16 protein-coding genes and 1 pseudogene are annotated in these 18,383 nt (G+C 41.5%); 14 read left to right on the forward strand and 3 right to left on the reverse strand.

Going from position 1 to position 18,383, the window contains the following annotated elements:
- Positions 1-79: 79 nt before the first annotated feature.
- Entirely contained in the window at positions 80-1,333 is a 1,254-nt protein-coding gene (locus G7Y42_RS07410; RefSeq protein WP_165005344.1) for a PTS transporter subunit EIIC, read from the forward strand.
- Positions 1,334-1,390: 57 nt separating this feature from the next.
- Here G7Y42_RS07410 and G7Y42_RS07415 read toward each other — a convergent pair.
- Positions 1,391-2,043: pseudogene (locus tag G7Y42_RS07415) on the reverse strand (type II CAAX endopeptidase family protein).
- Between the two features lie 201 nt (positions 2,044-2,244).
- Here G7Y42_RS07415 and groES point away from each other — a divergent pair.
- From groES to G7Y42_RS07440, 5 genes are all read left to right on the forward strand, one after another.
- Positions 2,245-2,529, forward strand: a complete 285-nt coding sequence (gene groES / locus G7Y42_RS07420; protein WP_165005343.1) for a co-chaperone GroES — start codon at positions 2,245-2,247, stop codon at positions 2,527-2,529.
- Between the two features lie 60 nt (positions 2,530-2,589).
- The gene (groL, locus tag G7Y42_RS07425; protein WP_165005342.1) at positions 2,590-4,215 is read left to right on the forward strand and encodes a chaperonin GroEL; all 1,626 of its coding nucleotides are present in this window, start codon (positions 2,590-2,592) and stop codon (positions 4,213-4,215) included.
- 330 nt (positions 4,216-4,545) lie between these two features.
- Positions 4,546-5,952, forward strand: coding sequence for a PTS sugar transporter subunit IIC (locus G7Y42_RS07430; RefSeq protein ID WP_165005341.1), 1,407 nt, complete (start codon positions 4,546-4,548; stop codon positions 5,950-5,952).
- Between the two features lie 101 nt (positions 5,953-6,053).
- Entirely contained in the window at positions 6,054-6,326 is a 273-nt protein-coding gene (locus G7Y42_RS07435) for a hypothetical protein (protein ID WP_165005340.1), read from the forward strand.
- 14 nt (positions 6,327-6,340) lie between these two features.
- Positions 6,341-7,264, forward strand: a complete 924-nt coding sequence (locus tag G7Y42_RS07440; RefSeq protein ID WP_165005339.1) for a LacI family DNA-binding transcriptional regulator — start codon at positions 6,341-6,343, stop codon at positions 7,262-7,264.
- Positions 7,265-7,350: 86 nt separating this feature from the next.
- On the opposite strand, the gene G7Y42_RS07445 is transcribed toward G7Y42_RS07440, so the two are convergent.
- Positions 7,351-8,103, reverse strand: a complete 753-nt coding sequence (locus G7Y42_RS07445) for a MerR family transcriptional regulator (RefSeq protein ID WP_165005338.1) — start codon at positions 8,101-8,103, stop codon at positions 7,351-7,353.
- A gap of 211 nt (positions 8,104-8,314) precedes the next feature.
- Between G7Y42_RS07445 and G7Y42_RS07450 the strand changes: the two genes are divergently transcribed.
- The gene (locus G7Y42_RS07450) at positions 8,315-8,680 is read left to right on the forward strand and encodes a DUF1827 family protein (protein WP_165005337.1); all 366 of its coding nucleotides are present in this window, start codon (positions 8,315-8,317) and stop codon (positions 8,678-8,680) included.
- A gap of 158 nt (positions 8,681-8,838) precedes the next feature.
- On the opposite strand, the gene G7Y42_RS07455 is transcribed toward G7Y42_RS07450, so the two are convergent.
- On the reverse strand, positions 8,839-10,371 hold the full coding sequence (locus tag G7Y42_RS07455; protein WP_165005336.1) for a helix-turn-helix domain-containing protein: 1,533 nt from the start codon (positions 10,369-10,371) through the stop codon (positions 8,839-8,841).
- Between the two features lie 437 nt (positions 10,372-10,808).
- Here G7Y42_RS07455 and G7Y42_RS07460 point away from each other — a divergent pair, with 437 nt between their 5' ends.
- The 7 genes from G7Y42_RS07460 (at position 10,809) to G7Y42_RS07485 (ending at position 18,364) form a co-directional block, all read left to right on the forward strand.
- Complete coding sequence (locus G7Y42_RS07460) at positions 10,809-13,199, forward strand: hypothetical protein (RefSeq protein WP_241161928.1); 2,391 nt, start codon at positions 10,809-10,811, stop codon at positions 13,197-13,199.
- A complete protein-coding gene (locus G7Y42_RS14985) occupies positions 13,200-13,589 on the forward strand; it encodes a hypothetical protein (RefSeq protein WP_241161929.1) in 390 nt (129 codons plus the stop codon).
- Between the two features lie 87 nt (positions 13,590-13,676).
- Entirely contained in the window at positions 13,677-14,006 is a 330-nt protein-coding gene (locus G7Y42_RS07465) for a hypothetical protein (RefSeq protein WP_165005335.1), read from the forward strand.
- Entirely contained in the window at positions 13,996-14,568 is a 573-nt protein-coding gene (locus tag G7Y42_RS07470; RefSeq protein WP_165005334.1) for a hypothetical protein, read from the forward strand. The genes G7Y42_RS07465 and G7Y42_RS07470 overlap by 11 nt, the downstream gene beginning before the upstream one ends.
- A gap of 30 nt (positions 14,569-14,598) precedes the next feature.
- Complete coding sequence (locus G7Y42_RS07475) at positions 14,599-15,237, forward strand: hypothetical protein (RefSeq protein WP_165005333.1); 639 nt, start codon at positions 14,599-14,601, stop codon at positions 15,235-15,237.
- Between the two features lie 405 nt (positions 15,238-15,642).
- Positions 15,643-16,671, forward strand: a complete 1,029-nt coding sequence (locus tag G7Y42_RS07480) for a DUF916 and DUF3324 domain-containing protein (RefSeq protein WP_165005332.1) — start codon at positions 15,643-15,645, stop codon at positions 16,669-16,671.
- A gap of 220 nt (positions 16,672-16,891) precedes the next feature.
- On the forward strand, positions 16,892-18,364 hold the full coding sequence (locus G7Y42_RS07485; protein ID WP_165005331.1) for a nicotinate phosphoribosyltransferase: 1,473 nt from the start codon (positions 16,892-16,894) through the stop codon (positions 18,362-18,364).
- Positions 18,365-18,383 lie beyond the last annotated feature (19 nt).

The raw sequence follows: 18,383 nt of genomic DNA on the forward strand, positions 1-18,383 counted from the left end.
ATTCATTCCATCTTCGGTATAGTTTAAGTAAAAGAAAAAATACTGGATGCCTCGAGGGAGATTCAGAAGGAGAGAATCAATGAAAGAATGGCTGAATGAAAAAATGTTACCGCTTTTTTTATCTTTTTTTAATGCTAAGCCTCTTGTTGCCTTGCGTAACGGGATGACGTATACGATCCCCGTGACGATCGCAGGCTCTCTTTTTTTTCTGCTTGCACATTTCCCCATCCGATCGATTTCAGAATGGATCACAAGCACAGGAGTTTCTATCTATCTCGATCAAGTGTATAAAGGAACATTTGCAGTCATGTCGTTTTGGATCGTATCTGCTGTTGCGTATGCGTATACGAAAGAAGAAGGTGTCGAAACACTGTCAGCAGGAATAGTTGCTGCTGTCGCGTATCTATTGCTCATCTTGCCTGTAGAAGATGGGGGATTCGAGCTGGTTTTGGCAGGTGGACAGGGGATACTAGGAGCGGTTATCGTCGGGCTTCTTGCTGGCTGGGGGTATTCCAAAATGTTGAAATACGGGAAGCGTCTGAAACTAGGGAAAAATATACCGGAAAATGTCCTACAATCTTTTGTGGGGTTAATTCCGGCGCTTATGATCGTTCTGCTTTCTCTGATCGTTTCTGTAGGTAGCCAAAAAATATGGCATAAACCAATGATTCAACTGATTCATGAATTCATCCAATTACCTGTCCAGTCATTTGCTGATTCTCTGATCGGGGTCATACTGTTAGGTTTTTTTATCCCCTTCTTATGGCTGTTCGGAGTCCATGGATCCGCGATGATCAATGGCTTAGTTGGCCCAGTCTTGCAGGCGAATTCGCTAGCGAATGCAGAGCTCCTTGCTTCTGGTAAAGAACTGACGGTGGAAAATGGGGGTCATATCGTGACACAGCAGTTTCTGGATCAGTTTATGACCGTGACTGGAGCAGGACTCACCTTGGGAATCGTGTGTTTCATGGTCGGTTTTGCAAGATCAGAAACATTTCGTCAATTAGGGAAGCTTTCAGTTTTTCCAGCGATTTTCAATATCAATGAGTCGATTATTTTTTCGACGCCGATCGTGATGAATCCTATGATGGCCGTCCCATTTATTCTGACACCGGTCCTTTCTGGTCTAGTGACTTATACCGCACTCTATTTTGAATGGGTCCCTTTGTTTACAGCTGTCCAGGTGCCATGGACGACACCGCCGATTCTGTCCGGTTTTTTAGTGGGCGGAATACCAGCTGCACTGTTACAAGGGATTGTACTGATCTTAGGATTTTTCATTTATCTGCCATTCCTGAAAAAAATAGATGATTTGAACCTCAAACAACGATGAAGTAATGAAAAGAAAATAGAAAGAAGCAGCTGCAAAACTGCGGCTGCTTCTTTCTGATCAGATCATTCCCTTTTGCACAGCTAGCTGCACAATGATCACTAGTGTATTCATTCCTACATGAGTAATCATCGATGTCCATATTCTCCCTGTTACTTTATATTCCAAGCTGAAGAAAAAACCAAGGAAAAAGTAAATCAGCAAATGCCCGTCATTGTGGGCAAATGCGAACAGCAGCGAGCTGATGACTGCGCCGACCCAAAAGTTCGAATATCGACTGATGATCCCTAAGATACTGCGGCGGAAAACAAATTCTTCCATGATAGGACCGGCAATCGTAGTCGCCAAGATGAAGGCCGGAGCTTCTAGAATCATTTGGACGATATTTTGCGTATTTTCTGATGGAGAGCTTTCGCCAAAAAGAACGGTCTCTAACATGACTGCTAAGCTTTGCAGGATCAATGCTACAAAGATGCCGAGCACGCCATAAACGATGATTTTTGGGAAAGAAGCTTTGGGCACAGCTGCCTCGATTGCTAATGGTTCCTTTTGCTTGAAATAAAAAAAGGCCAACATAGGATATACGCAACAGCTGTAGCGGTGATCAAATCAGGCGTTGTTTTAACAAGCCCGATAGAAGCCAGAATCAGCGGCGAGATAAAAATCAATCCGTAGAAAAAAATGCTAGCGAAACTGTATTTTTTTAATGACATGAGATTCCTCCTTCCAAATTAAAGAGCTGCTTTTAATTATAGCATAGAAGCGGGGATTCACAGGTGAAATAAAAAATCAGTGGCTTTAACCTAAAAAGCTTGCAAAAAAGGAAGAGAATGAGTATTATTAAAAATGTAGGTTAGCACTCTAAGTGTTAGAGTGCTAACAAATTCAAAAAAGAGTTATCGGAGGGATTTATCGTGTTAAAACCATTAGGTGATCGCGTCATCATCGAAGTCGCAAAAGAAGAAGAAAAAACTGTCGGAGGAATCGTTTTAGCTTCATCTGCTAAAGAAAAACCGCAAACCGGAACAGTTGTTGCAGTCGGCGAAGGCCGTTTGTTGGAAAACGGAGAAAAAGTTCCAGCCGATGTCAAAGCAGGCGACCAAGTTATGTTTGAAAAATACGCCGGTACAGAAGTGAAATTTGAAGGAAAAGAATATTTGATCGTTGCAGGAAAAGATATCATGGCGATCGTTGAATAAGCGTAAAAACTACGAAACAAAGATGAAATAAACAAAAATAATCAATGAGGTGAAGAAATCATGGCAAAAGAATTGAAATTTGCAGAAGATGCACGCGCAGCAATGTTACGCGGGGTAGATAAATTAGCAGATACAGTGAAAGTAACATTAGGACCTAAAGGCCGTAATGTCGTATTGGAAAAATCTTACGGTTCTCCATTGATTACGAATGATGGTGTAACGATTGCAAAAGAAATCGAATTAGAAGACCATTTCGAAAACATGGGTGCGAAATTAGTATCAGAAGTGGCATCAAAAACTAACGATATCGCCGGTGACGGTACAACGACTGCTACTGTTTTGACACAAGCAATCGTCCGTGAAGGCTTGAAAAACGTGACGGCTGGCGCTAATCCTCTAGGCATTCGCCGCGGGATCGAATTAGCAACAAAAGTAGCAGTCGAAGAATTGCACAATATTTCAACAGTTGTCGATTCAAAAGAAGCGATCGCACAAGTAGCTGCTGTTTCTTCTGGTTCAGAAAAAGTAGGTCATCTGATTGCTGACGCAATGGAAAAAGTAGGTAACGACGGTGTTATCACGATCGAAGAATCAAAAGGGATCGAAACAGAATTAGATGTTGTAGAAGGAATGCAGTTTGATCGTGGTTACTTGTCACAATACATGGTAACAGACAACGATAAAATGGAAGCAGTCTTAGACAATCCTTACATTCTGATTACAGACAAGAAAATCTCAAACATCCAAGATATCTTGCCATTATTAGAACAAATCTTGCAACAATCTCGTCCATTGCTAATCATTGCAGACGATGTAGACGGTGAAGCTTTACCAACACTTGTATTGAATAAAATCCGCGGAACATTCAATGTTGTCGCTGTAAAAGCACCTGGATTCGGTGACCGTCGTAAAGCAATGCTTGAAGATATCGCTATCCTAACAGGCGGTACAGTAATCACTGACGATCTTGGTTTGGAATTGAAAGATGCAACGATCGAAAACTTAGGGAATGCTTCAAAAGTAGTCGTTGACAAAGACAACACGACAATCGTTGAAGGATCAGGCGAAAAAACAGCGATCGAAGCACGTGTTCAATTGATCAAGAACCAAATCGCTGAAACAACTTCAGACTTTGACCGTGAAAAACTGCAAGAACGTTTAGCTAAATTAGCAGGCGGCGTTGCAGTCGTTAAAGTCGGTGCAGCAACTGAAACAGAATTGAAAGAATTGAAATTGCGTATCGAAGACGCATTGAATGCTACTCGTGCAGCAGTAGAAGAAGGAATGGTATCCGGTGGTGGTACAGCGTTAGTCAACGTCATCAGCAAAGTATCTGCTGTCGAAGCAGAAGGAGATGCCGCAACAGGGATCAAGATCGTCGTACGCGCATTGGAAGAACCAATCCGCCAAATTGCTGAAAATGCTGGTTATGAAGGATCAGTCATTGTGGACAAATTGAAGAACGTTGAATTAGGAACTGGTTTCAACGCTGCGACAGGCGAATGGGTGAACATGGTCGAAGCAGGTATCGTAGATCCAACAAAAGTAACACGTTCTGCTTTACAAAACGCAGCATCTGTTTCTGCTTTGATCTTGACAACAGAAGCAGTCGTTGCTGACAAACCAGAACCAGCAGCTCCAGCAGCTCCTGCAATGGATCCATCGATGATGGGCGGCATGATGTAGAAAGCAGCTCGCTAGCTGATGGACTACTCATAGGCAAGTAGTAGAAAAATAGAAAAAGAGGCTATGACAATCTTGTCACAGCCTCTTTTTTTGTGTTGTTTATCTAACTGTTGTTATTTATTTGTTATTAATTGCTTATAGATCATTCCATAATCTATACTGAATATAGGGTAGCTATGATCATCATTATTTTTGATGTTATTTAAGTCGGGGATGCTCAAAACCGATAGGCACAGACAGAAATATGTGCTATATTTATAATATCATTATAATGTATGCGCATTCATAAGTTGTTGTCGCTCAGTCAAAAAATAAATCAGGAGGAAGAAAATGAACAGATTAATGAGTTGGATGGAAAGGTATATCTTGCCGGTCGCAACAAAAATCGGATCAGAAAAGCATCTGGTCGCTTTGAGGGACGCGTTTATCGGAACGATGCCTGCGACCATGGCAGGAGCAATCGCTGTTTTGCTGAATGCGTTTATGCGTGATTTTCCTAATACCTATTTGGGGGAAGGAAATGCGATCACGAATTTTTTCACGCCAGTCATCGGAGTGAATGGATTGATTTGGAATGGCACATTAGCGATCATGGCTGTTGTGTTCGCTTTGTCATTAGGTGCGAATTTGGCAAAAGCATATGAGGTGGACCCGGTATCAGGAAGTATCGTGTCGTTAGTGGCTTTCATGATCGGGCTGCCAGATGCGGCGACTGCCGTGTTGACGCTTCCGGAAAAGCTTTCTCAAGATGCGGCAGATCTGATTTCTTCAGCAGGTGGGATCCTTGCTGATACAGGTGATGGCGGACAGACAGTCTCAACGGGCGCGTGGGGATATTTCAATTTTGGTAAGTATATGGGTGGTTCAGGACTATTCACTGCCATGATTTTTGGATTTATTTCTGTCATTATTTTTGCACTTTTGATGCGGAAAAACATTATTATTCGAATGCCCGATTCTGTTCCGCCAGCTGTTTCGAAAGCTTTTGCTGCAATCATCCCTGCACTTGTTTCACTATACGTAGTAGGAACGATCAATTATCTCTTCAGACAAACGGCAGGTGTCCCTTTGATCGACTGGATTTCTGAAGCAATCCAGTCACCGCTGATGCACTTGTCTCAAGGGTATGGAGCCGTATTTATTATTGTCTTGCTGGTTCATATCCTATGGTTCTTCGGTCTTCATGGCACGAATATCATGTCTCCTGTCCTGCAAACTTTATATGGGACGGCTATGGTCGAGAATACGAATGCGTTCCAGAACAATGAGCCGATCCCGTTCAAATGGGTCGCAGGTTCGTTCGAAGCTTTTGTCTGGCCTGGTGGCGCTGGTGTCACACTAGTATTGATCATCATGATTTTATTTCTATCCAAACGTGCCGATTATAAAACAGTCGGGAAACTGGGGATCGCACCAGGGCTGTTCAACATCAATGAACCAGTGATGTTCGGTCTGCCAGTCGTTTTGAATCCGCTCTTGATGATCCCGTTCGTCTTAGCGCCTCTTGCCACTGCAACGATTGCGTATTTTGCTACAATGGCAGGGCTAGTTCGTCCGGTCGTCGTGAATGTGATCTGGGTCATGCCGACTATCATCAGCGGGTTTTTAGCTACTGCCGGAGATTGGCGGGCGATCGTTCTGACGATCATCAATCTGATCGTTGCGGCATTGATCTGGGCACCATTTATTCTAGCTGCAAATAAATTAGACCCTAATTTAGGGGAGCCGGAGGAATAAAGCAGTCTAGCGAAAAAAGTTTCAGAAAAAGCCGAACAAACTCCTTGCTATGAGACGCGTTCCACACGCTATACTGAATGTATCAAAAAGGAGGGCTTTCGATGAACACCTATATCGAAGTAACAAACGGGGCAAAAACCAATTATTTTTATGCTTTTGTTGAATTCAAGGAATCCATGTTAGTCTTATCCAGTTTTCAAGGTCTGAATCAATCTGTAGTCAAAAAAATCAATTTGGATGAAATCACAGGATTAGTCAAAGACACCTATTGGGGAGGGCAGCGGATCAGTTTCAGTCATCAAGGCACGATCTATCAGTTTTTTGAATGCGGGCCAGCTGTGGTAGACTATTTACAAGAAAATCTTTTTGTATAGGCGGCGAAACAACCATGGCGAATATTCGGGATATTGCAAAGCTGACCGGTTATTCTGTTTCAACCATCTCACGCGTCATCAACGGGCATCCCTATGTAGATGAAGAAAAACGGGCAGAGATACTGGCAGTGATGAAAGAAGTCGATTATATTCCTAATGCGAATGCAAGGCAACTGAGTTCTGGTCAAACGAAAAATATAGGCGTCATTCTTCCGTATACCAACCATCCGTATTTCGATCAGCTGATCAGTGGGATCATCGAAGCTGCTTTTGAAGCGGGCTACAAAGTGACACTATTGCCGACGAACTATCAGGCAGTACGCGAAAAAAAGTATTTAGATGAATTTGCTGCAAAAGCATTCGACGGATTGATCGTTACATCACGTGCGAATCCGTTGGAAATATTGCTGGAATATCAGAAGTATGGTCCGCTGATTTTCTGCGAAGAGTTAAAAGAGCAAAAAGCAAGTTGTGTGTTCATTGATCGGGAACAGTCAATCGCAGAAGGTTTACTGTTTTTGAAAGAACAAGGAGTTAGACGCTTAGGCGTAACATTGGGCCGAAGCGGCCGACTGAGCTATAATTCCAAGATCACGTTGCAGCTTTGCCGAAAGTACTTTCCAGGATTCGACGAGTCCCAAGTGTATTGGGAGTGTATCGATGCAGAAAAAGGAAAGAAAGCAGGCATGTTTTTCCAAGAACAGAAAATAGAAGGCGTGTTCACGAATTCTGATATGGTTGCAGCAGGAATCCTGCAAAGTTATCAGGAGAATGAAAAGCCCCTAGTCGTGGGGCGCGAGAATTTGCTGATGAGTGAATTGCTTGGCTTTTCAACGATCGATCATCATTTGGCAACTTGTGGTGAAACAGCTTTTCGTTTATTTCTTGAGAGCAAGTTTGAACAAGTGAAGATCCCGTACACCTTTATTCGTCGTTAAGAAAAGTGGTCGAAACAGTCATTCAGCAAAAATAACAGAGGAACTTCAAGAACTAAAAATGGACGTGGAAAAGCCGAGCAGCTTTTTCACGTCCGTTTTTGGATGATTTCATTCAGTGCGTGTGCAGCGCCTTTCCCGCTTCTTTCATCATAATAGGCTGCAAATCGTTCGTCCGCTTCGTACATCATTCCTAATCCTTTATGAGCTTCAGGCTGATACGAAGGCCAGCTGTAGGATAGCCATTTTTTATGGGCAGCAAATATCTGATCGGCTAGTGCTTCATCAAAAGGGTGTTTCAAGTAAAGAGATAAGTTTGTCAGCATCTGTTTCTCGGTCTCCTGCATTTCCTGATAAGTTCTTTCATCCATGCCTAACCATTTTTCGTTCGATGCTGCAACAGTATCTTCTCCGTATCTCTGTCGGATCTCTTGTCCAAAAGCTGTTTCATTTTCCTGTAATTTCTGTTGCTTGAATCCGTCAAATTTTTCTTGGTCATTCATTGTACTTCCTCCTTCATAGGTATCGAGTGTTCGTTGGACGTTTGCCAAGAGAAGATCGATTTGGGCACGTTTGTCTAAAAGCATTTGGCGATGTTCTCGCAATGATTTTTGATGATCGAAGTCTGGATTATCTAGAATTTCTCTGATGTCTTCTAGTTTGAATCCTAGCGATCGGTAAAACAAAATATGTTGAAGACGATCCACCTCTTTTGTTCCGTAAATCCGATAGCCAGAAGAATTGATCCGTGCAGGACGCAAGAGGCTGATTTCGTCATAAAAGCGTAGTGTCCTAGTGCTGATACCGGATAACTGTGCCATTTTTCTAATCGTGTATTCCATGTGTTTCCCTCCTGACAAAACCAGCATAACCCTTTACGTAACGTGAAGGTCAAGGGCAAATGAATATTTTTTTCTCTTATAAGATTATGTTATACTATTAAGTAGCAGAAGGCGAGAGCAACTGCTTTTATACGAAGAAATTGTAAACGATTCCTTGTCGGCTGGAAAGGGTCGTTTCATTAAAAAAACTATGATGGAAAAGAGGAATGAGATGAAATTAATCGAGACACCTGTCAACAACAATTTGAACATCAAAACATTTTATCCGAAAGTCGTAGATTTCTTTTTCGGAAACACGGCGATCAAGTACTACAAACTGTTCTCATTAGATCGGACACAGATTTTGTTAGTTGATACGTACGAAAAAGTACAAGTGGTGATGATCAACACGAAGAAGAAAATCACCAAACAGGAAATCGACTACGCGGTACGTCATATTTTGAAACTGAGTCGCGATGATGTCAAAGTCCATGTCGGTGTGAAACAGGAGCTGGAACGCGCGGGGATCCAATTCAAACGTCCGAACAAGGATATCGTCATCATAGAAGAGAAAAATACTGTAACTTCTATTCGCTAGTCCTGGTTCGTTTTTTTAGTGGTGTAAACCGAGATCGCCATGGACGAAATAAAAAAAGAGGGATTGACAAAAAATTCCTGTCATCCCCTCCTTTTTTCGAATGAACAGCGGCGTAAAAGTCTTTAGAAACTGAAGATTTTTGCGCCGCTGTTCGTATATTAAAGTTCGCCCGTTACAGCAGATTTTTTCTTTTTCTGTCTTTCTAAAAGAAAGTGATATCGTTTTTTCTCGTACGCTTTCTTCAATGAAAGATATAATTTGACATACTCCGTTTTTCCTTCAAAAAAATTCACGACATAATAATTTTCTTCTGATTCTTCTGGAACAAGATGTGCAGAGGAGACGATCAGAAAATCCACTGGCTGTGTTTCTTCCTGAGATAATTCTTTCAGCTGGACGAACGATAAGTCTTTCAAAAAGATCTTGATCTCTTGGGTAAAAAAATAATTTGTTTCCATGACCAAAGAAACCTGGAGCTTTTCTAAGTTTTGATGATTCTCACCACAGTCCAATGTCAGCCATGCAAATAATTCAGCTAGATCACCGCAGCAAACCGAAAGCCATTGATACTTGTGCCGCCGACTCATTTTGTTCAAGAAAAATGTAAAGTGGTCTTTCAAGTAGTAATAGCTAGCAGGTTTCTTTTTATGAAAATAATTCATCAAGAAAAATAGTGTAGGGATCCGATTCGGGAACAGATAGTAACAGAAAAGAATATTGAATAAACGAGTATGGATCGTCCGATTATCTTGAAAAACAGTATCCTCAGGAAAAATCTCCGTTTGCCAGTAATTGTCGAGTTCCTTCAATAAAGAAGAAAGAAGTTGTCCCTGTCCATCAAGGAAGTCTACTTCTTCATTGGAAATCTCCGTTTCATACTGAAAAGTCGGCGCATAAAACACCATGAATTGAGCAAATCGGAATTCATCCTCTTGATGAGCGTAAGGGATAGAAAAATGTTCGCTAAAAAGTCGTTTTGTCTGGTGGTCATTATTAAAAAAGGCTTCCTTATAGCGAGGATCGTCCGACACATAGTGCGCTTGAGCGATCCGTTGGAAAGTAATCCCGGCAAAAAGACAAACTTCCTTTTTTCCTACGAAACTCCAATTTAGGGAAGTGTGCCTGGTGAGATCAGCTAATTTTTTCAATAGATCCGATTCTGAGAGCTCAAATGGATAATCATCATTCCCACGTGAAGCTGCCCATAAGATATTGAATAAGATCAAGCGGATCAAACGTTCATCCCCTTTGAACGCAAGCTGACTGCGGTTGAAGGTCACGCCGAATTCTTGTACATAATCGGCTAAGGACTGCAACTGACGCATGGCAGAAGCACGACTGATGTAATTTTCCTGACAAAATTCATCCAAACGTTTTTTCGGATGAAAAAGAGAAGACTTGACCGCCCGATAAGGGATACTATGCTGGATCAGATAAGAATAATAATAATCGTAATTTAAATCAGCTGGAAGGTTCTGGCTGATTTCTTTTTTTGTCAGCAATTGAAATCCAGGATAATAAAAGTCAGCAAATTCATTTTCCATCTCAAGCAACAGATTTTTTACATGATTAGAAGATAAATCAAGTTTTTCACTGATTTTTTTGACAGTTAGTTCATGCTGCTCTTCAAGCAAATGGAAAATGGCCAACTTTCGACGTTCTTTTTGGGTAAAGACAATATTGAAAAACATAGGACCTCCTTTTGATCGTTTATTCCTCTGAAACAGACACATACATAAATCGGGAATCTGTCATGACATCCTTGAATATTTTCTCATGCAATTCTTATATTCACATAAAATACTGTTTTTTCTCATTATACGGCTTTTTAATTCTCTTTTTTTAATTTTATTGTCTCAAATTTAGTTGGAAAATACAATTTATTTGAGAAATATATATCGTTTTTTTATAAAAAATGTTTTTTGATTATTTATAAATACAGTTATTTTGCCATTTTTATAAGATAGTACCGTTATTAAACTTTTGTTCCGCTATATTTTTAACCTGTTTGTAATCTTAATTTAATTAAGTTAGAGTGGAATCGAAAGGGAAATGATGGAAACGAAAATACCTAAGCTTTTTGAAAAAAGAAACGAAACCAATAGCCAAGAAGGGGGAAGAGAACAAAATGAAAAAAACGAAAACTGTCTCTCATTATGGCAGTGTAGTTTTTATGATTGCTGTACTGCTTTTGTCACATTTCACGGGACTGTCGCAAATCACGTTTGCCAAGGAAGGGCCTGAAGAAGTCGTAACAGATGGACAAGCAAAGATCATGATCGATTATGAGATCGATGAGGAGCTGCAGCAGATACAATGGCTCATGACATACGAGAAGCATGTATTCGATGAAGCTGATTATCAAATGCAGTTCAAACTTGAAATCGCTGAACACGAAGAATTGTTGATGAGAGAAAGTATCCAGGAAATCGAGCGGACTTTTGGGAAAGTAGGTCAAGTCGATGAGGAGTGGTATTATGCAGGCGATTTTTCTACTGAAGATGAAAAAGTCGAAATCGCTTTTAAAAGCCATATAGTAGAAGAAGTTGAGCAATATCATCTAAAGATCACACCAAGGTTGATGAAACAAACTGAAGAAGGATCAGAAGAAATCTTGATCGGTGATCAGGAAGAATATATGGTCGCAGTTGTTTTGCCAGAAAATACCGCTGTATCTGAAACAGCAGAAACAAGTGAAGATTCGACGGAGATCTCTAAAGAGCTAGAGGAATCAAGAGAAGAAACGTTGGAAGAGGATCAAAAAGAAATGGAAGAAGCTGAAGTCTATGCTGCTCCGAATATGTCAGATCCCAATTTAAATGGGGCTTACGATGATGCGATCTCGTTAAAGAGTCTGTTCACGGTTCCTGATTACTTGACGCTTGTACGGAATGTACCCAAATTTTTGGACGAGAACAAGAGAATCGAAATCACCCCGAGCGATTTTTTAACTGCACTTTACAATCGAGGTCACATGGTCTCGAAGAATCAAAATACGATCGAGTTTTCCAGTATGACAAGTGATATCGGATTTACTACTTACATGTATTTTGATACGTATACAGAAGGAATCTCATTTTTCCTGCATGATGGGAATCCTACAAGTCTTTTCTATAGTCGACGAGGGATCCATAACAAATATGATCCGTCTGTAGTAACAAACCATGATACGAAAGCTTTGGGTGCCTATAGACATAAAGATCCTCTAGGCGTGTTTGATATCGACCGGCATATGATAAATGCGATGGTCCTTGAGTTCGATAATCAAGTCTCCACAGGTCCCCTGCTCAATCGGGATAAATATGGAGACAACGAATTTTCCGGTGCACATATAGCAGTTGCATCTTCGGAAGATCCTACCGCTAAAAGCTTTAAAAAAGACTTTGGAACGAACAATGCTTTTGTGACAGGAAGCTGGTGGCAATTGAATGTCAATATCAGCCCGACAGGAATTCTCCACTTTTCGATGACAGATTTACGAGAAGGAGGACATGGAACAACGACAGGGGATATCAATATCGGTGATTATTATCCTGAGTTCCGATCAAAAAAATTGTTTTGGGGATTTGCTGCAACAGCAACATATGCTAGAGATAATCAAACGACATTGTTTATGACGAATCCAAATTTTGATATTCAAGGTGAATTAGTCCATGAAATCACGGTACAAGGGCAATCCGGCGCAGAAAATGTGCACGGGCACACCGTTCCTGCGGATACAGAGCTGGAACATACTGTTACTTTTTACAATGACGATGGAGACGGCAGCATATTCCTTACACCTAATAGTGAAAATGGGCTCACTATCTTAACTTCTGAGTTGGAAGAAAGCAAGTCCAATCCATTTGATTTTACTGAGATGGTGCCGTTAGATGAAGATTATCATCCTTATTTCACCTATCAGACCATCAATAGCGATGACAAGATCGAAGAGCATCAAGTGGAAGCGATATATGATCAAGTCTTACAACGCTTCTATCCGGTAAGCACGATCGAAATTCTTAATGGAACCATACTGAGATTGAACTATAAAACAAAAGTCCTATCAGAATTTCAGTCCTATGCGGATTTCAATGTGTACGAACGTGTCGCGTTTAGAGGAAGAAGTCTTTCGACAACAGGCAGTTTTTATGATGCACAAGTGGAACAGGCTGTGCAGTATGCAATCCAGCGCGATCCGAATACGCCACCAGAATTAGAGAATCTAAGAACAGTAAATAGCCAATCAATAGAAACAACACTATTTACTGATTTTAAAGACCCGTTCCGTTTTGCATTCGATTATGGGGATGGGGACTTGGACCGTTTGTATTACAGTGTGTGGATCAATGGAGAGATTTTAGCTGAAAATCAATTGATCCTCAATGCGCGAGAAGAGCTTCAAACGTTTGGATCAGCTAGATTCAATATCGATTTGAAAGATGCAGACGGGATTTTCCAAATAGGGGAAAATACGCTTACCGTAACACTTACTGATAATCGTATCGATGAACCGCTTATGCTGGAAACAACTTTTTAAGTGGAAGGCTATCTGGGCTTTGAATTTGTGACCCAAAATCATCGATGGAGGTATGCTAATACACAATTGCCAGCAAATAGAGAATCACAGCCGCGTCAAGATAAAATGCAGCTCGTCACAAGAAATACTACGTTAGCAGATTCTGATTCATACAAAGTAAAACTTTCGGCTTCAGAACTGACTCATGAAACAAGCGGCCATGTGATCGATGAAGAATGGTTAGTTTTTAAAGAGGGTGCAGCAGAATCGGGGCTTGGTTCGATTGCACTGAACGTAGATGAGATCTATGAATTCGATGAAAATCAAGGATTGTTATTGAAATTGAATAATAAAAATGATGTCGGAGTATACAAAGGGATCGTAACGTGGAGTATAGAAGACGCATTATAAAATGAAGATTGGGTTGGATAAATTGAAAGGAGGCGGTCATATGGAGTATTGAATACACCTCAATCAAAAAGTGAAAGGAGAATCCACATGAAAGTTAAACTCCTTAATATGACATGGATTGTGCTCATCTCACTGATCATGGGAACTGCGACCTCTTTTACAACAGTATCTGCACAAGTAGATCTTGAAGATACACACGCAGTTATCCAGATCAATGAACGGGCACAAGATGAAAAGCAGATAACAGATCCGATTGGAAGTCCGGGGAAAGGACAAGCAGAAATCGGACAGTCTGGTTTTCCTAAAACAAATGAGATCAAGGCTGGCCTCACCTCATTTATAGGTGCGCTAGTTATTCTTAGCTGTTACTTGGTCTATTGGCATCAAAAGCGTGGAGGCGAGAAAAATGAAAAATAAATTCTTGCTGTCTGCTTTAGCGATTGGCGGAATTGGGATAATGGGGATATCCCAAACGGCAGCTGCTAGCTCCGAAGGAAAAACGACGTTGCAAGTAGTTCCCTTGGATGAAGAATTTCCTCGAGTGGTGTTTATCGATAATCTGGAATTTGTCTCACGGTATACCGATGAATATGATCGTGAACATTTCGAAAGCAACGATCTGACGATTACATTTCTTGACTCGAGAAAAGAACCGCAAGATTGGGAATTGCAGTTAAAAACAGCAGATTTCATCTGCAGAAAAAGCGGACAAGTACTGAAACCGGCATATGAGCTGGGCAAAGGGGAGTTTCTTGGCACAAGTACAGAAAAACTTTCAGGATTGACTGCATTTGAGTATCGTAAGAAAGACGCTGGCGAGGAGTATCGGACTGTCATCAGATCCACTGGGAAGGTGGAGCGGGGACTGGTGACGTACACGATTCCCAGCGAACGATCGATGATCAATTTTCCTGAAAAGACAGTTAGCGGGCATTATTACGCCACTCATTCTTGGCGGCTAGTAAATGCAGACTTATAAAACTTAAAACAAAAATTGGAGGAAAACAAAATGAAAAAAACATTAGGGATTTTAGGAACAGGGATCGCATTATGTACAGTTTTCGCACCGACAGCAGTATCTGCTGCTTTTGGCGAACCGGCAGAAGGAAATACGCGAGTAGAGATCGTTGATTTTGAAGTAATCGATGGCTTACCGACAGCACCAGGCGAATTCACGTTGACTGAAGTACCGGATATCGATTTCGGGGTGCATACATTAGAAGCAATCAATACGAATGCAACAGTAGAAGGAACATATGAAGGGGCATTAGAAGCGTCTGACTTCCGTCCGATAGAAGAAAGCCAAGCAGAAGCACTACAGATCATTGGTGATTATGTAGGAGAAGAAGATCCATCTGTAGTGTCCGAACTAGAAGCGGCGTGGACGAATGCGATTCTTGCTGGTGACTGGAGTCTGGAAGTTCGGGCATCAAATCTAGAAGCTGGAGCCATCGCTTCTGCGCTGACTATCAATGGAGAGGATGTATTGTCGGCTTCTGCAACGTTTGGGATCGACTACGTTGTAGGGACATTTGACCATATTGAAGCAATCAGTGAGGAGTCACCAAAATTGACTGTTGTAGATAACACACCAGTAGGAGAATACAACGGTACCATCACTTACACAGCAATGAATGCGATCGTGTAAAAGAATCATTCGCGAAGAGGTTGTGACAACGGCGCTCTGCTTTAAGGAATAAGGACACGGAACAGAAAATAGCTCCTCATATTTTCTCGTTCAGTGAACTTATTGCCGAGAAGCAGCAGTTGGAACACCGTTTATCAAAGGTTGTGAGCTCGCCGTTTAACTCCGAGGCACAAGGAGCAATTTCAAAAAACAGCTTCTCATGTTTTGTGGATATTATGACTTGTGTCCTAGGAGTTGGCAGGAGAACACCGTTTAGTGGAGAGGTTGTCACAGAAGTGGGCAGCTTCAAGAAATAAGAAGGGATTTGCGAAAATTGTTTCTCAAATTTTTGTGAAATTTCGGCTTATTTTCGAAGAAGATACTTTTGTCACACCTCCTCTTACATAAATGAAACGGAGGAAGAGAATGAAAAATTGGCGAATCATCGTGTTTATCGGAATACTTGCAGGTCTAGGCTTTTCGATCTCCGCCGAAGCGCAGGAAAGTTCAAACGCAAACTACAGTGTCAAACCGATTTTACCGGAGAATCAGCGAGATACAGGACGTTCGTTTTTTGACTTGCGCGTAAATCCGGGCGGGAAACAAACGATCCAAATCCAGATCAATAATTTCTCGGATGAAGAACAAACCTATCATATCAAGATAAATACTGCTCAGACTAATGGGAATGTCGTCATCGATTATGGACAAGATACTTTACCGGAGGAACATATCATCAATTATCCGATTAGTGAATTCGTCGATTATCCGGAAGAAGTGACGATCCCCGCGCAAAAAGCAGGTCTGGTCTCATTGGATATCCATGCACCTGCTACTTCTTTTGACGGAATACTGCTCGGAGGTATCCAGATAAAAAAAGATTTCACGAAAGAACAAGAAGAAAATCCCGGTCAGATTTTCAGCGAATATGCGTATGTGATTGGCCTGATGCTAAGCGAGAATGATACAGAAGTGACACCTGAACTGAAATTGAATGAAGTCAAATCAGAAGTCATCACGAACAATGCAGGATTAGTAGCCGTGCTGGAAAATCCTCAGCCGATCAATATCAAAGGGGTAGAAATCGAAGCAGATATCCGTGCAAAAGGCTCGGAGGAACCAGTCATGACGCGAATGATCGAAAACGGCGGAATCGCGCCTCAATCTGTTTTTGCTATGAATATCTTCCATGGAGAAGCAGGGAATACAAAGCCGCTCGAAGCAGGAGATTATCAGCTTTCCATGAAAGCAACAGATGAAGAAGGACGGGAATGGCTGTTCACGGAAGAATTCTCGATCACTAAAGAACAAGCGATGGCAGTCAATCGTGAAGTATTTACGGTAGAAGATCATACGAATCCGTGGTTGTATGCAATCATTGGTATTTTGGCAGCACTTGTTGTCGTAGGGGGAGGTTATTCCTTCTATCGAATAAGAAAAAATAGAAGAACTTGACTGTTTCTACTTCAAAGGTATGAAATAAAAGGACCATCTTTTCTCTGTTAGACGAACTGCTAATAGGAAAGGATGGTTTTTGCTTATCCGAATAGGTTTCGACCTAATGAGTCTATCAGAAAGGCACTTTTTCAGAAAATAATGAAGATTTCTTTTCCTCTCGATTTTTTTTGATATAATGGGGAAGAAATGAAATCTTGCCAAGAGGAGTAATAAAGAGATGAATAAAATTTACCCAGATGACAGTTTGACGCTGCACACTGATCTCTATCAAATCAATATGATGCAGACATACTGGGAACTAGGTCGTGCCGATCTACATGCCGTTTTTGAATGTTATTTCCGGGAAATGCCTTTTAACCATGGTTATGCGATTTTTGCAGGGCTGGAACGTTTGGTCCACTACTTGGAAAAGCTGACATTCAGTGAATCGGATATTGACTATTTGAGAGGGCTGGATGTCTATCCAGAAGGGTTCTTGACTTATTTGCAAGAGTTTGAATTCAAAGCGACCGTTCGTTCAGCACGTGAAGGCGAGCTAGTTTTTGCAAATGAACCATTGATCCAAGTAGAAGGTCCGTTGGCACATTGCCAATTAGTAGAAACAGCTTTATTGAATATGGTCAATTTCCAAACACTGATCGCAACGAAAGCCGCACGAATCAAATCCGTCATCGGTGACGATCCTTTACTGGAGTTCGGGACAAGACGTGCCCAAGAATTAGATGCAGCACTCTGGGGAACTCGCGCTGCTTATATCGGCGGGGCTGATGCGACAAGCAATGTCCGTGCAGGGAAAATCTTCGGGATACCAGCAAGTGGGACGCATGCACATTCCCTTGTCCAATCTTACGGGAACGACTATGAGGCATTCATGGCTTATGCCAAGACGCATAAGGACTGTGTATTTTTAGTAGATACATATGACACCTTAAAATCCGGAGTACCTAGCGCAATCCGGGTAGCGAAAGAACTTGGCGATAAAATCAATTTCCAAGGCGTACGTATCGATAGCGGAGATATGGCTTACATCTCTAAACGCGTCCGGGATCAATTGGATGCTGCTGGATTTACTGAAGCAAAAATCTATGCTTCCAATGATCTGGATGAAGCAACAATTTTGAATCTAAAGATGCAAAAAGCTAAAATCGATGTATGGGGTGTCGGAACCAAACTGATCACAGCTTACGATCAGCCTGCATTAGGTGCTGTCTTCAAGCTTGTGTCGATCGAAAACGAAAAAGGAGAGATGGTCGACACGATCAAGCTTTCAAGTAACGCAGAAAAAGTGACGACCCCTGGCAAAAAGCAGGTATGGCGGATCACGCGCAACTCAGATGGAAAATCAGAAGGAGACTATGTCACGCTTTGGGATGAAGATCCTCGTGAAGAAGCAGAGATCTTTATGTTCCATCCAGTGCATACGTTCATCAATAAAATCGTCCGTGATTTCACAGCACGTCCCGTCTTACAGGACATTTTCATCGAGGGGAAACGCGTATATGACCTGCCTTCGTTGCCAGAAATAAAAGAATACACACGAGAAAATCTGGATTCTCTATGGGAAGAGTACAAACGTGACTTGAATCCGCAAAAATATCCAGTCGACTTGTCCACAGACTGCTGGAACCACAAAATGGCAATCATGGAACGCATGAAAAAAAGCGTGGCAGAATTGAATACAGAAGCTTAGATAAAGGCTTAGATAAGAG

The sequence above is a fragment of the Enterococcus sp. ZJ1622 genome (assembly GCF_011038845.1).
Lineage (GTDB): Bacteria > Bacillota > Bacilli > Lactobacillales > Enterococcaceae > Enterococcus_B.

Coding starts and splice junctions, on each gene's coding strand:
- G7Y42_RS07410 (WP_165005344.1), top strand. CDS start 80: ATGAAAGAATGGCTGAATGAAAAAATGTTACCGCTTTTTTTATCTTTT.
- groL (WP_165005342.1), top strand. CDS start 2,590: ATGGCAAAAGAATTGAAATTTGCAGAAGATGCACGCGCAGCAATGTTA.
- G7Y42_RS07430 (WP_165005341.1), top strand. CDS start 4,546: ATGAACAGATTAATGAGTTGGATGGAAAGGTATATCTTGCCGGTCGCA.
- G7Y42_RS07435 (WP_165005340.1), top strand. CDS start 6,054: ATGAACACCTATATCGAAGTAACAAACGGGGCAAAAACCAATTATTTT.
- G7Y42_RS07440 (WP_165005339.1), top strand. CDS start 6,341: ATGGCGAATATTCGGGATATTGCAAAGCTGACCGGTTATTCTGTTTCA.
- G7Y42_RS07445 (WP_165005338.1), bottom strand. CDS start 8,103: ATGGAATACACGATTAGAAAAATGGCACAGTTATCCGGTATCAGCACT.
- G7Y42_RS07450 (WP_165005337.1), top strand. CDS start 8,315: ATGAAATTAATCGAGACACCTGTCAACAACAATTTGAACATCAAAACA.
- G7Y42_RS07455 (WP_165005336.1), bottom strand. CDS start 10,371: ATGTTTTTCAATATTGTCTTTACCCAAAAAGAACGTCGAAAGTTGGCC.
- G7Y42_RS07460 (WP_241161928.1), top strand. CDS start 10,809: ATGAAAAAAACGAAAACTGTCTCTCATTATGGCAGTGTAGTTTTTATG.
- G7Y42_RS07465 (WP_165005335.1), top strand. CDS start 13,677: ATGAAAGTTAAACTCCTTAATATGACATGGATTGTGCTCATCTCACTG.
- G7Y42_RS07470 (WP_165005334.1), top strand. CDS start 13,996: ATGAAAAATAAATTCTTGCTGTCTGCTTTAGCGATTGGCGGAATTGGG.
- G7Y42_RS07475 (WP_165005333.1), top strand. CDS start 14,599: ATGAAAAAAACATTAGGGATTTTAGGAACAGGGATCGCATTATGTACA.
- G7Y42_RS07480 (WP_165005332.1), top strand. CDS start 15,643: ATGAAAAATTGGCGAATCATCGTGTTTATCGGAATACTTGCAGGTCTA.
- G7Y42_RS07485 (WP_165005331.1), top strand. CDS start 16,892: ATGAATAAAATTTACCCAGATGACAGTTTGACGCTGCACACTGATCTC.